At 60.3% G+C, this 13,501-nt stretch carries 13 protein-coding genes; 5 read left to right on the forward strand and 8 right to left on the reverse strand.

Features of this window, described 5'->3' with window-relative positions; genetic code table 11:
- Positions 1-38: 38 nt before the first annotated feature.
- From TU80_RS18510 to TU80_RS18520, 3 genes are all read right to left on the reverse strand, one after another.
- Positions 39-1,403, reverse strand: coding sequence for a hypothetical protein (locus TU80_RS18510; protein WP_082643863.1), 1,365 nt, complete (start codon positions 1,401-1,403; stop codon positions 39-41).
- 398 nt (positions 1,404-1,801) lie between these two features.
- Positions 1,802-2,080, reverse strand: a complete 279-nt coding sequence (locus tag TU80_RS18515; RefSeq protein ID WP_186355084.1) for a hypothetical protein — start codon at positions 2,078-2,080, stop codon at positions 1,802-1,804.
- 85 nt (positions 2,081-2,165) lie between these two features.
- Positions 2,166-3,083: a LysR family transcriptional regulator gene (locus tag TU80_RS18520; protein ID WP_046382019.1), complete on the reverse strand. Its 918-nt coding sequence runs from the start codon at positions 3,081-3,083 to the stop codon at positions 2,166-2,168.
- A gap of 101 nt (positions 3,084-3,184) precedes the next feature.
- Between TU80_RS18520 and ilvD the strand changes: the two genes are divergently transcribed.
- Entirely contained in the window at positions 3,185-5,116 is a 1,932-nt protein-coding gene (gene ilvD / locus TU80_RS18525; RefSeq protein ID WP_057005093.1) for a dihydroxy-acid dehydratase, read from the forward strand.
- A 68-nt stretch (positions 5,117-5,184) separates the two neighbouring features.
- Here the strand turns inward: ilvD and TU80_RS18530 are convergent, their stop codons facing one another.
- Positions 5,185-5,628, reverse strand: coding sequence for a tautomerase family protein (locus tag TU80_RS18530; protein WP_017847343.1), 444 nt, complete (start codon positions 5,626-5,628; stop codon positions 5,185-5,187).
- Between the two features lie 95 nt (positions 5,629-5,723).
- On the opposite strand from TU80_RS18530, the gene TU80_RS18535 reads away from it, so the two are divergent.
- Positions 5,724-6,686, forward strand: coding sequence for a GlxA family transcriptional regulator (locus TU80_RS18535; RefSeq protein ID WP_057005094.1), 963 nt, complete (start codon positions 5,724-5,726; stop codon positions 6,684-6,686).
- A gap of 52 nt (positions 6,687-6,738) precedes the next feature.
- Here TU80_RS18535 and TU80_RS18540 read toward each other — a convergent pair whose 3' ends face one another.
- Entirely contained in the window at positions 6,739-7,233 is a 495-nt protein-coding gene (locus TU80_RS18540) for a winged helix-turn-helix transcriptional regulator (RefSeq protein WP_057005095.1), read from the reverse strand.
- A gap of 111 nt (positions 7,234-7,344) precedes the next feature.
- On the opposite strand from TU80_RS18540, the gene fabF reads away from it, so the two are divergent.
- Positions 7,345-8,613, forward strand: a complete 1,269-nt coding sequence (gene fabF, locus TU80_RS18545; RefSeq protein WP_057005096.1) for a beta-ketoacyl-ACP synthase II — start codon at positions 7,345-7,347, stop codon at positions 8,611-8,613.
- 113 nt (positions 8,614-8,726) lie between these two features.
- The gene (locus TU80_RS18550) at positions 8,727-9,323 is read left to right on the forward strand and encodes an NADPH-dependent FMN reductase (RefSeq protein WP_079444739.1); all 597 of its coding nucleotides are present in this window, start codon (positions 8,727-8,729) and stop codon (positions 9,321-9,323) included.
- Positions 9,324-9,390: 67 nt separating this feature from the next.
- Here TU80_RS18550 and TU80_RS18555 read toward each other — a convergent pair whose 3' ends face one another.
- On the reverse strand, positions 9,391-10,425 hold the full coding sequence (locus TU80_RS18555; protein ID WP_082643864.1) for an alpha/beta hydrolase family protein: 1,035 nt from the start codon (positions 10,423-10,425) through the stop codon (positions 9,391-9,393).
- Between the two features lie 129 nt (positions 10,426-10,554).
- Positions 10,555-11,424, reverse strand: a complete 870-nt coding sequence (locus TU80_RS18560; protein WP_032804518.1) for a LysR family transcriptional regulator — start codon at positions 11,422-11,424, stop codon at positions 10,555-10,557.
- Positions 11,425-11,526: 102 nt separating this feature from the next.
- Between TU80_RS18560 and TU80_RS18565 the strand changes: the two genes are divergently transcribed.
- Positions 11,527-11,919: a tautomerase family protein gene (locus TU80_RS18565; protein ID WP_017847336.1), complete on the forward strand. Its 393-nt coding sequence runs from the start codon at positions 11,527-11,529 to the stop codon at positions 11,917-11,919.
- 181 nt (positions 11,920-12,100) lie between these two features.
- Here TU80_RS18565 and lpdA read toward each other — a convergent pair whose 3' ends face one another.
- Complete coding sequence (gene lpdA / locus TU80_RS18570; RefSeq protein ID WP_046382013.1) at positions 12,101-13,492, reverse strand: dihydrolipoyl dehydrogenase; 1,392 nt, start codon at positions 13,490-13,492, stop codon at positions 12,101-12,103.
- Positions 13,493-13,501: the final 9 nt, after the last annotated feature.

Here is a 13,501-nt window from a genome sequence, read left to right on the forward strand (position 1 = left end):
GTTGGAGAGTATCTAGAAAACCCGGGGCGATTCAGACCTCACCAAAACCAATACGGCAAAAACTTGGGTGTCGGCTCATTGGCCAACTCCAAATGGTAAGTAACGGAGTTAAAGAAAAACATGTCCAATATAAGGAAGGCGACAGCACCAAAAGAGAAAATCACAAATTCACGATGTGGATGCACGCTGAAACGTGTCACCATCCAGGGCCTAACGGCAACAAGGGCAATCAACCCCATGGACGCACCGAGATAGTTCGGCTGAAGTGGAGTCGCCGCATACAGACCATGAATAAACGCAAGCAGTAACACTCCCAGGCCAACCACTGGCAGGTTTAAGCAAAACCTCAGCAGTTTGTCTCGGATACTTGCAAAGAGAGCGCTGCGATCCACGAAGACGTAGGCAGCCAACAAGGAAATAGCGGGTGTAATTGAAAGTATGTAACGCGCCTTCTTGGAGCTTGGAATCGTGAACAGTACGATCACCACAAGGAGCCAGCCCGAGAGATACAAGAGCATGTTCGTGGCTGGATCAGGTGAGCGTTCAAAAAAGCACTTCCCCTTCTTGGCGATAACGCTCAAAGCGATAAGAGCTGTTACGCCATAGGTCAGCAAGCCGGCAGAGAAATAGAAGTAATAACGAGGCGCGTGGTCACTGCCAAACCGCCCCAGCCCTTGCATGATCAATACCTCTTGTAGAAACGCGTCTCCACCTTGTAGGTAGGCAGCCCATGTCAGCACCGCAATGCCTGTGGCCAGGACCAAGCCTGCCAGCAAGCAAAACACAACCAGCATGCGCCATTGCTTGCTCAAAAAATAATAAGCGGCGACCACACTGGCGGGGCCGATCAGACCAATGGGGCCACGAAATGCAAAGCCCAGCGCAAGGCCTGCGAGCACAAGCAGCACGCGGAAACGTTGTTTGTATACCTCTCCCGTGTAGGCCAGATAAAAACACACCACTGTAAAAAGCGCGGGGTATATATCCAGTGCCAAGGAGTTCACGCCGTCCAGAAATGACCAGGTGAACAGGGCAAATACAACACCATATGCGCCCCATTTTTTCTCATGCAATGCACCGAGCTTGTAAACAAACACCAGCATCAAGGCCGCGGCAACACAGAAAGGAAGGCCCATTGAAAGAATCGATACACGACCAAACGGCAAAGAAACCAGATAAACAAGGAGCGTATTGATCACCGTGTAATCGGGATATGGCCGCAGATCATCCGCAATTGGAAACAGCGTCACCCCATGCGCGAGCATATATTGAGCAAAATCGACAAAGCGCGTTGTGTAATTGAGCACGGCAGGCTTGTATTGCAGCACTGCAAACACGAGGAATGTCAATATAAAAATAAATGAGCATGGCTTTTTTACAACCATTTCCTTTAGCACTTTCATGTGGACCTGCTATCCCAAAAAACTCGCAGGCTAGCATTTTGCTTTTTGCGCCATCCAGACAAAAACAGTGAAAACTTGTTAAACACATGCGACCTATTGACTCAACTAATCAACTAGCATGCGAGTTCTGAACATCAGCTGAACACACTCTAAAAACATGCAAACAGCCCAGCGCCGGTATTGACTCTCTCACCAATAAACTCTATGGATTCGCCAATTTCGAACTATCGAGCACGGACTAGCACGTACATCGGCGTCATGTTGCATCCAGGGAAGTCCCCCGCCGTCGGGTGATATTCGTCATTGCCCGTGTTGTAACCCACCGCACGGTCTATGGCAGCGCCGACCACCGTGGGCTCCAGATCATCAAGATAGAACGGGCCCTCCAGGCCAATGCATCACCAGTTCACAATCATCGGCAACCCGGGACGGAAATCGTGTGCCTGGCCGCTGGCGCCATGATCGATTTCCAGTAAGAGCAGGTGTTCATCACCCTGAATGATTTCAAATCCTTTCAGCTGGTTTGCGCAGGTGGCAGCGGTCGAAAACGCGTGGTGGTCGGGCGTGATAACACGCAACGATGTCATCTCGCGAAAGCCGTTGGGATGTTCAAACGGCTGCGCTCGCTCAGCAGGCGCCTCATCTGGCCTCTTGGCAAACGAAAGAAAAAACCACATCGGTATTAATTCCCTTTAATCCCAGGCGTTGATTGCCCAACCATGCGGCCACAGGTTAACAACCTCACTCGCCCGCTGCATCGGATCAACTCATGTCCAGTTCGAGCAATTGACTGGCCATGTTCAGGAAGTTGGCAAGCGTCGGCGTCGTATCGTCGCGGCGGTAAACCAGGCCGGTTTCCAGATGTGGCGCATTTTCCTCCAACGCGAGATAGCACACCCCCGAGCGAGCGAGATGGCGCAATGACGCCGGCACCAGCGCGATGCCCATGCCTGCCGATACCAAGCTAATGATCGTCTGCATCTGAATAGCGTGCTGGGCAATATGCAGGCTACCGCCGCACGCGGCGTAGTAGCCGGTGACCAGGTCATAGAACGCCGGTGCCGCACGCCTGGGAAAGACCACCAGCGGGCAAGATATCATTGCGTCCGAAGATAACCGGCCCTCCACATCGACCAGGCGCCCGTCCGCCATCCACGCTTGCGGCACAGCGGCAATCAGTGGCTCGACGACCAAAGACCGGTAGGCCAATTGATCGGGGATCGTGGCCCACGGGTTGGCAATGACAATGCCTGCGTGCCCCTTGCCCTCGAGCAGCGCAGCGATCTGAAGATCACTGGTAGCCTCCATCAACGAAAGTTCCACCGCCGGGTACAGGCTGCGGAACCGTTGGACCAGCACGGGAAGAATGCTGTAGTCAGCGGTACTGACAAACGACAGCTCCAACCCGCCGGCATCGCCGCGAAGGATGGCTTGCGCTGTATGACCCAGCGCATCGATAGCCCCCAGCGCGGCCCGCACCTGAGGTAGCCATTGCTCGGCGAACGGGGTCAGCGCCACGCTGCGTTTGGTCCGTACAAACAGCGAGGCACCGACTTCGCGCTCCAGCGCCATGATCGACTGGCTCAACGGCGGCTGGGTCATGCACAGGCGTTGCGCTGCCAGGCTGAAATGCAAAGTCTGGGCGACAGCGACAAAATGCCTGAGCTGGCGAACATCCATTTCTTATACCTCCAGAGACTTAATAAGCATTAAATAATATATTTCACAGCCATCCAACCGATCTTTAGCCTGAGTCCATACCGTCAGCCCAGGAGGACTCAATGCCCGCTTATCGTTCGAGAACCACTACCCATGGCCGCAACATGGCCGGTGCCCGCAGCCTATGGCGCGCCACAGGCATGACCGATGACGACTTCGGCAAACCCATCATTGCCATCGCCAACAGCTTTACGCAGTTTGTTCCAGGCCACGTACACCTCAAGGACCTCGGCCAACTGGTTGCCGGCGAAGTGATGGCGGCCGGTGGCGTGGCGAAGGAGTTCAACACCATCGCCGTCGACGACGGTATCGCCATGGGCCATGACGGCATGCTCTATTCACTGCCCTCGCGGGAACTGATCGCCGATGCCGTTGAATACATGGTCAACGCGCATTGCGCCGATGCGCTGGTGTGCATCTCCAACTGCGACAAAATCACCCCCGGCATGTTGATGGCTGCCATGCGCCTAAACATTCCGACCGTGTTCGTTTCTGGCGGGGCGATGGAGGCTGGGAAGGCGGTAATCAAAGGCACGCGCCAGTCTCTGGACTTGATCGACGCGATGGTGATCGCCGCCGACGACGCCTATAGCGACGAGGAAGTCGCCGCGGTCGAACGCGCCGCCTGCCCCACCTGCGGTTCATGCTCCGGCATGTTCACCGCCAACTCAATGAACTGCCTGACGGAAGCGCTTGGCCTGGCATTGCCGGGCAATGGTACGGTGCTGGCGACTCATGTTGAGCGTGAGGGCTTGTTTCGCCAGAGCGGGCGGCTGATTGTCGAGTTAGCCAAGCGTTGGTATGAACAGGACGACGCACGCGCGTTGCCGCGCAACATTGCCAACCGCGCCGCGTTTGCAAACGCCATGAGCCTGGACATCGCCATGGGCGGCTCGACCAACACGGTCCTTCACCTGTTGGCAGCTGCGCGCGAAGGCGGCGTGGCGTTCAACATGGCCGACATTGACCGGCTGTCTCGCCAAGTCCCGTGGCTGTGCAAAGTCGCGCCCGCCTGCAGCGATGTACACATCGAGAACGTGCATCGCGCCGGTGGCATCATGGCGATCCTTGGCGAGTTGGACCGCGCAGGCTTGATCGACACAAGCCTGCCGACAATCCACGCGCCCACCTTGAAAGATGCGCTGGATCGCTGGGACATCGCCCGTAGCCCAGACCAGCAAGTGCAGACATTTTTCCGCGCAGCGCCGGGCAATGCCCTCACCCAGCGAGCCTTCAGTCAGTCAGCGCGCTGGGATGACCTGGACACAGACCGGTCAACGGGCGCGATCCGATGCGCTGAACAGGCTTTCAGCAAGGACGGCGGCCTCGCGGTGCTGTTTGGCAACCTGGCGCCGGAGGGCTGTATCGTCAAAACAGCCAGCGTCGCCCCCTCCATGTTGGTGTTCGAAGGCAAAGCCGTGGTTTTCGAAAGTCAGGAGGCGGCGGTGGCTGGCATCCTTGGCGACCGGGTGGTGCCTGGCGATGTGGTGGTCATCCGCTACGAAGGCCCCAAGGGCGGCCCTGGCATGCAGGAAATGCTCTACCCCACCAGCTATCTCAAATCCAAAGCGCTGGCCAAGTCCTGCGCGCTTTTGACCGACGGGCGATTTTCGGGCGGCAGCTCGGGCCTGTCCATCGGCCATGTCTCACCGGAAGCGGCGGAAGGTGGACTGATAGGCCTGGTGGAAACAGGGGACGTGATCAAGATCGATATTCCCAACCGTTCCGTTGAACTGAGGGTCGATGAGGCAACGTTGAACCAGCGTTACCACTCGATGGATGCCAAGGAAGGGCAAGCCTGGCAGCCCGCCGCACGGGCGCGAAAAGTGTCGGCGGCACTTCAGGCCTACGCGGCACTGACATCGAACGCGGCTCGCGGTGCGGTCAGGGATGTGACGCAGGTTCAGCATCGAGCTGGCGGCAGACGAGCATCCCCCCCTGCCCCACCGCGAATCGCAACACTACCGCCAACCGTTTTTCTCGACAGGGACTGAAACAACCGACGGTTCGACCGGGGGACGAATAAGCGTACAGGTGTACGCTTTCTGGCGGGCGCCTATCGTTAGTCAGCGAGATGTCCGTATCCGGCTGCACGGGTGAAGTCGGCCAAATGCCAGATCTCACCGTTCGCCCCCCACGTTCCGTCGACAACCTCCTCGATCTGTATCGAGCTCAGCAACCGGCGCTGATCCCCCGCCGCCAGGTTCGATTGTAGGGCGCCATGCAGTTCACTCACGTAGCGCTGGCGCATCGGTGCATCAAGGACGCCGGCGGGCACCTTGACGATGACCATGCACGGGACAACCTGGGCATGAGGAGCAACGCCTCCGCACAGCCATTGATCGGCCTGCACTTCCTCAATCAACACCCAGCACAACATACGTTGCTGAGGGGCATCGCCCATGTGTTCATTAATCATCGCCACGTCGCTCACGCTTCGAAGCAACTGGTGGCGCTGTGGCAGGTTGAAAGCGCCGGTAGGCACCTTGATCAGGATGTTTGGCATGGCGAAACCTCGCGGTTAACTGGAGGCGCCATTGGGCCAGCTATCCCTTCCCTCGATAAGTGACCGATTCGTCTTCTTTCGGGCATAATCGGACAATGTACGATTTCACTGTCCTCGTCTTTCCAGGGGCGTTCGCCTCGAGCGTCGCAGCCACCCTGGACATCCTCGGCACCGCCGCAATACTTGCGCAGCGGCGCAGCCTTGCCGTGCCGCGCTGGCGCGTGTGTGGGCCGCAGCCAGGGTTGATTACGCTGGGCCAAGGCATGCTGCTGCAGGTCGACGCGCTGACCACAGATGTCGAGGACAACTCCTGCTGGGTCATTCCGGGCCTCGGCATCAGCGACTTCGACGTGCTGCGGCAGCGGCTTGAGGAAGACGTGGTCCTTCAGACCCTGCCAGCGCTGAAGACACATGTGAATCAAGGCAAGGAGATTGCCGCCTCATGCTCGGCGGTCTTTCTCCTGCATGCCGCCGGGTTGCTCACGGGGCGACGGGTGACGACTTCCTGGTGGCTCGCCCCTTGGCTGTCGAGCATGGCGCCTGACTGCATTGTCGACCCCAACGTCATGGTGCTCCGCGATCCGCCGCTGACGACCGCCGGTGCAGCCTTCGCACAAACCGACTTGATGCTGCACCTGCTGCGCAGACGTCTGTCGCCGGAACTCGCCGACGCGGTGGGCAAGGCCCTGCTGCTCGATGGCCGGCAATTGCAGTCCCCCTTCATCAACCCGGCAATCATGGCCCAGGGCAATACGCTGGTCGCCAACCTCACCGCCTACATCGAAGCACGCCTGCCCCATCCCCCCAGTGTGCCGAGCCTTGCGGCATACGTCGGCATGTCTGAGCGAACGCTGTCGCGGCACCTTCGAAAAGCAACCGGTCTTTCAACTCGCAATCTGATCCAACGCGTGCAATTGAACAGAGCCCGCGTGCTGCTGGAAACCAGCAGGCACTCCGTTGAATCTATCGCCGCGCAGGTGGGATACCAAGATGCCACGGCCCTGCGGCGACTCATGCGCCGCCTGTTGAACGCCTCGCCAAAACAACTGCGCCAGTAAGCTCTAACCGCTGGCAGCCCTTGAGTGCCGCACTCCTCCGCTGCACGGCGCCTCACTCAATCCGGTCAGCCATGCACCCGAACCGCTGACGCATGCCCGCGCTGGCCGCGGGTCCGGCCTGCACGCTGCACTGGTCCAGGGGCACAAGACGGCCATCGGCGATATCCGCCATCATCGGCAGCACCGGCCGCCCCGTCTCCCGCTCGACAATCTGCACGCTTTCCCCTTCTGGCGCGTAATGGCGATTGCCCCAGGCCACGAAGGCCATGAGCACCACACGGAAATCTTCGCCCTTGGCCGTCGGCACGTACTGGTAGCGCAACGGGCGCTGACTGTAAGGCTGACGCTCGAGCAGGCCCGCCTCCACCAGCGAGTTCAAGCGTCTGGTGAGCATGTTCGGGGCGATATCCAGGCTGCGGGAAAACTCCTCGAAGCGTCGCAGGCCATGCAAGGCATCGCGCATGATCAAAATGCTCCACCACTCGCCAACCCGTTCCAGGCTACGGGCGATCGGGCATTCGGCATGAATGAGGGTCTTGCGCTGCATGACAGTTCCTTACGGGGTTCGAACATTTGGTGGCCAGGCATGTTACTTTCATAATGATAGTGACGTCCATATGTCGTTACCCCTCCCTTAAGCACAAAGAACTGGATCATCATGAACAAACGCATCGTCGTTACAGGCATGGGCGCGCTGACCCCACTTGGCTGCGGAGTCGAGCAAATATGGCAACGCCTGCTGGCAGGGCAGTCGGGGATCCGCCGGTTGCCACCGGAGCTGATCGGCGATCTGTCGATCAGCATCGGTGGCCAGGTTCCCGACCGCATCCAAGACCCGGAGGCCGGCTTCGATCCGGATCTACTGCTGGCCCCCAAAGAACAGCGCAAGATGGACCGCTTCATTCTGTTCGCCCTGGCAGCGGCCCATGAAGCGTTGACACAGGCCGGCTGGGCGCCGCAAACCCCTGAGGCGCAGGAGCGCACCGCCACCATCATCGCTTCGGGCGTGGGCGGGTTTCCGGCGATTGCCGAAGCCGTGCGGACGACTGACAGCAAGGGGCCACGGCGCCTGTCACCCTTCACCATCCCGTCATTTCTCAGCAATATGGCCGCCGGTCATGTCTCCATCCGTCATGGTCTCAAGGGGCCACTGGGGGCTCCGGTGACCGCATGTGCGGCGGGCGTCCAGGCCATCGGCGACGCTGCACGGATGATTCGCGCGGGGGAAATCGACGTAGCGCTCTGCGGCGGGACGGAGGCGGCCATTCACCGGGTCAGCCTGGCTGGCTTCGCTGCCGCACGCGCCCTCTCGAGCGATTACAACGACACCCCGGAGCGCGCCTCGCGCCCCTTCGATCAGGCCCGCGATGGTTTCGTCATGGGTGAAGGCGCCGGCCTGTTGGTCATCGAAGAGTTGCAACATGCCTTGGCACGCGGCGCCACACCCATCGTCGAGCTGGTGGGCTATGGCACCAGCGCAGACGCGTACCACATGACCGCCGGGCCCGAAGATGGCGACGGCGCCCGCCGCGCCATGCAACAGGCATTGCGCCAAGCCGGCGTGGACGCATCCCAGGTTCAGCACCTGAATGCCCACGCCACCTCGACCCCGGTGGGCGACAAAGGCGAACTCGCAGCAATCAAAGCCCTGTTCGGCACAGACAGCGGCCTTGCGATCAGTTCGACCAAGTCCGCCACTGGCCACCTGCTGGGCGCTGCGGGGGGGATCGAGGCGATCTTCACCGTACTTGCGCTGCGCGATCAGGTAGTTCCGGCAACACTCAATCTGCAAACTCCGGATGCCGCTGCCGAAGGCCTGAACCTGATTCGCGGCCAGGCCCAGCACCTGCCCATGGAATATGCGCTGTCCAATGGCTTCGGTTTCGGCGGGGTCAACGCCAGCGTGCTGTTCCGACGCTGGATCTAAAACCGGATATTGCGTCCGGCTTCAGTGCGGTTGAGGTCTCGGCACCGAGAGGTCGAGACCTCAACATCGGGTGCCGCCAAGCTCCCCGCTGAGCGCTGGATGGCTATGCCGCAATGGTGAACGAAGCTCAGCTCGTGCGAAACTTCACCGACTCACGAATCACGAACGGTGTTGAAATGGTGCGTTTGCTTGCTGTCTCGGGAAGTCTGCGTCAGGCCTCTTCCAACTCAATTTTGCTACGCGCAGTTGAGCATCTATGCCCCGAAGGGGTACAGGTCGCACATTACGAAGGCATCGCTGAATTGCCTCACTTCAACCCGGACCTGCTCGAGGATCCCCCCGAGTCAGTCTTGGCGTTGCGCGCAATTATCGGGCAGGCGGATGGGCTGTTGGTTTCGTGCCCCGAGTACGCTCGAGGTATTCCCGGCGCATTCAAGAACATGCTCGATTGGCTGGTGAGCAGTGAAGAGTTTCCGGGCAAGCCTGTCGCGCTGTTCAACGCATCGCCCAGAGCCAGCCACGCGCAAGCGGCATTGCGGCTGGTCCTGGAAACGATGTCGGCGAGCATCATCGAGCAAGCGTCAATCACGGTTAACCTCCTGTCCAGCCAGTCGAGCGCCGAGGGCATTGCCGCCGACCCGGTGATGGGCCCGTTGATCCGTACTGCGCTCGACGCGTTTAAACGGCGTCTCGAAACTCAGGAGCCTTGAGGCTCCAACATCGCTTGTCGAGTGGTTGCCCGCACGCGTTGATTGCCAACGCTGGCCGCCAGTGCATTCACTGGCTGGCTCTGGCGTGAACCCACGCGTTTATCGTTTCAAGGGCGCCTGGGGCGTAGGCAAGACGACCTTCCATGAGGAACCTCATCGTGGTGAACCAGGACCACTCGCTGGTGAGTTGCGTGTTGTAAGCCGCGGCCTTGAGCAGCCCATGGGTTGCATCCGGTATGACTTCAATCCGGTTGGCGGGATGGTTGCCGCCGAGCGCCTTTCGGTAGAGGGCTGCGCTGGCTTCGAGATCGACATTCAGATCGTCCGCGCCCCACAGCGCAAGCAGTGGAATGTCGAGTTTTTCCAAGGCACCGGTTGCGTCTTCGTGAAGATTGCGCCGCACAAACGCCCAGCGTTCTGCGCTCATACCGTCCAGAAGGGCAACCGGCGGCACCTGCGCAGCGGCGAACAAACGCTCATCGGCGGCGGCGATCCGAGCCATCGTTGCGTCGATGTCGGGCTCGGACATCCCCGTGCGTTGCAACCGTGTCCGCGTGTAATAGTCACCTTGCCGTTGCCAGGATACCGCGCCCCCGACAAGCACCAGAAAGTCCGCATCCCCCGACGCCAGGCGGGGCAGTACCCAGCCGGCTTGTGAAAACCCAAGCGCACCGACAGGAATTGCTGGCAACTTACTGCGCAGGGCAGACAACGCGCTGCGCACGTCCACGTAGCGGTCCGTCATCGACTGGCTGAGCCAATTCCCCGGCGAATCCCCAACGCCCGGTTTATCCCACGAAACAACCGCAATGCCGGCATCGAGAAGCGCGTTGATGAGTGGATCGTAACCCTGCTGCGACGTGCGATCCTGGGGGCCATCCCCGTGAACCAGAACCACTGCCGCTGTTGCTGCGTGGTCGGGCAGCCAGAGCGTGCCGGCCAGGCGCAGTCCATTTGCGTCGAATGCAAACGGTTCGCTGGCTCTGCGATCCAGACCATAAGTGTCAAGCCGCGCGAGAACAAGCAACGCGATAGCCACGATGAGACAAACGACGGCAATCAACTTTACGCGGTAACGTTTCATCCAGATTTCTTTATGCATAGTCACTCCTTTTTTTCCTTTCAAGAGTCCCGGCTGACAGGCCCGAATCTCAGTGCCAATCCCTGACGCAGTGCATGCATTTCGCAACGCCCCGTAGCGCCCTAGCGGCGCTGCTGGCTTCTCGGACGATTAACTGAACTGGCTCGCAAGCATTTCCCTGACAGCCCCGACCAAGGGCGATTCGCCGGGACGAGGGGGCAACAGGCTGAACTCAACATCCGGCAATCCCGGTAAATGGTGCGCCGACTGGCAGACCTGCGCGCCCATCGGTACTGCGGAGGCATTCAGACAAGCGACCCCCAACCCTGCCAATAACGCTGATTGCAGCCCCGCGACGCCGGACGCCGAATGCGCAACCACATAAGGCACCTCGTGAGCCTCCAAGGTCTCTCTGGCGAGGCGCTGCAGGCTGCACCCCTGCGGCAGTACCAAAAGTGGCAACGGGGTGTTTTCCTCCCGCTCAGCCTCGAACCCCGCGACCGACACCCAACGCAACGCCTCCCGTCGCACCGGCAAGCCCTCGGGCAGGCTGCGCCCGTCGAGAATTCGCATGGAAAGGCCGATATCGAAGTCGCCTGAATCTGCCCCGCTCTCGATTTGCATGCTCTTGCGTACCGACACATGCAGGCGAAGGTGCGGATAGCGCACTCGCAGTTTCTTCAACAGGTCGGCGATCGAGCTGGGCAGAAAGTAGTCGGTGATGGCCAGCCGCAACTCGCCGACAAAGGTCACGCCACGCACGCTTTCAAGGGCACGCTCACTCAAGGCGAGCATGTCGCGTGCGTGGACCAATAAGCGTTCGCCAGCCGGTGTCGGCCTGACGCCTTTTTTACCCCGCTCCAGCAACGTAACCCCGGTGAAGGCCTCGAGCTTGCGCAATTGCTCGCTTAACGCCGACTGCGACCGACACAACTTAGGCGCCGCCTGCGCGAGGCTGCCTGACTCCATCGCAACCGCGAAGGCTCGCAAAAGTTCGAGATCAAAGGGGCGCATGCTCATCCTGCCGTTTTTCCGAAGGATACGATCATATCTTCCGGCTTTTCAGCACTCAACCCATTCCTTACTCTGAGCCGGACATTAACGTCCTACGAGGTCTCCAACATGCCCGGCATCACACTCAAAATCTCTGGCCAACCTGACCTTGCGCGAGTCCAGGGGATCGTTTCCCAGCTCACCGCGCTAACCTGCGACGTGCTGGAGAAACGCCCGGAGCAGACGCTGGTGATGGTGCATTTCGTGCCTCATGAGCAATGGTTCATCAACAGTTGCTCGCTGGCCGAACTGGGTTACAACTCGTTCCGGCTGGAGGTCACCATCACCGATGAGACAAACACCAAAGCGCAGAAGGCGCGCTTTCAGCGCGAGGCGTTCGCGCTATTGGCCGAGGAAATCGGCAACCTGCATCCACACTCCAACATCCACCTCATTGATTGCAGGGCCAGTGCATATGGGTATGGCGGCGTGAGCCAGGAATACAAACATCACCATCCCTGAGCCCCAAACCCGCGACACCGGGAATGACGCGTGACCGAAGACGGGTCTTCCGATCGGTTGAGGCCGTTGAGCATCACGCGGTCTTTCCTCGCACTTCTAGGCAGCCCCGAACGCTCCCGGCGCCTGCCGAACTGACACGACTCAACCTCGTACAGTTCGGCAATCGCTCGTGGATCAGTGCTCAGCAATGGAGGGCGCGTTCATAGGCGGCCAACACGGCCTCATGCATGGCTTCGGACATCGTCGGGTGCGGCAGGATGCTTTCGATCAGTTCGGCCTCGGTGGTCTCCAGGCCTCGCGCGATGGTGTAGCCCTGGATCATTTCGGTGACCTCCTCGCCGACCATATGCGCGCCGAGCAACTCGCCGCTGTCTGCGTCGAACACCACTTTGACGAAGCCCTCCGTGGCGCCCATGGCAATCGCCTTGCCGTTGGCGGCGAAGGGGAACTTGCCGACCTTGAGGGTCTTGCCGGCACTGCGCGCCTGGGCTTCGGTGTAGCCGACACTGGCGACTTGCGGGTGGCTGTAGGTACAGGCCGGCACGCTGCGGGGGTCCAGTGGGTGGGGGTTCTGACCGGCGATCTTCTCGACACAGATCACGGCTTCGTGGCTGGCCTTGTGCGCCAGCCACGGCGCCCCGGCCAGATCGCCAATGGCGTAGACACCCGGCTCGCCCGTGCGGCAGAACTCATCCACTAACACATGGGTGTGCTGCACCTTGACCCCTGTGCCCTCCAGCCCCAGCTCCTCGACATTGCCGACAATGCCCGCGGCCACCAGCACCACGTCAGCCTGCAGCGTCTCGTTGCTGTTGCCTTCGAGGCGCAACTGCACGGCGCCCTGCTCCACCTTGCTACCTTGCAGCGCACAGCCGGTGTACAGGCGGATACCGTCGCGAACCAGGGCCTGCGCCACATGGGCGCTGACCTCGTGGTCTTCTACCGGGAGGATCCGCTCCGCCATTTCCACCACGCTGACCTGGGCGCCCAGCGCGTGATAGAAACTGGCGAACTCGATCCCGATCGCACCGCCGCCGATGATCACCAGCCGCTTGGGTACGCTGTCCGGCACCAACGCCTGGCGGTAGCTCCAGAAATGCTTGCCATCCGGCTCCATGCCCGGCAGCACTCGGGCCCGGGCCCCGGTGGCGAGAATAATATGCGGCGCATTCAGGCTCAGCTCGCCTTGCTCCCCACTGACTTTCAGCCGCTGCGGCCCATCCAGCCGCGCATGCCCATTGAACACCTGGACGCGGTGCTTTTTCATCAACCCGCTGACCCCACGGTGCAACTGGGCGGCGACATCGCGGGAGCGCTTGACGATGGCCTTCAGGTCCGGCCTGGCCGGCCCGACCTCAATACCAAAACTGCCCGCGCTGCCGATCAGGCGCAACACGTCGGCACTGCGCAACAGGGCCTTCGTCGGAATGCAGCCCCAGTTCAGGCAGACCCCACCCAGTTGCGCCTTTTCCACCAACGCCGTGCGCAGCCCCAACTGGCTGGCGCGAATGGCCGCCACGTAACCGCCGGGGCCGCCACCGACGACGATCAGATCAAATTTCATTTCGCTCATGGGTACTCT

It is taken from the genome of Pseudomonas veronii (assembly GCF_001439695.1).
GTDB classification, from domain to species: Bacteria; Pseudomonadota; Gammaproteobacteria; order Pseudomonadales; family Pseudomonadaceae; genus Aquipseudomonas; species Aquipseudomonas veronii.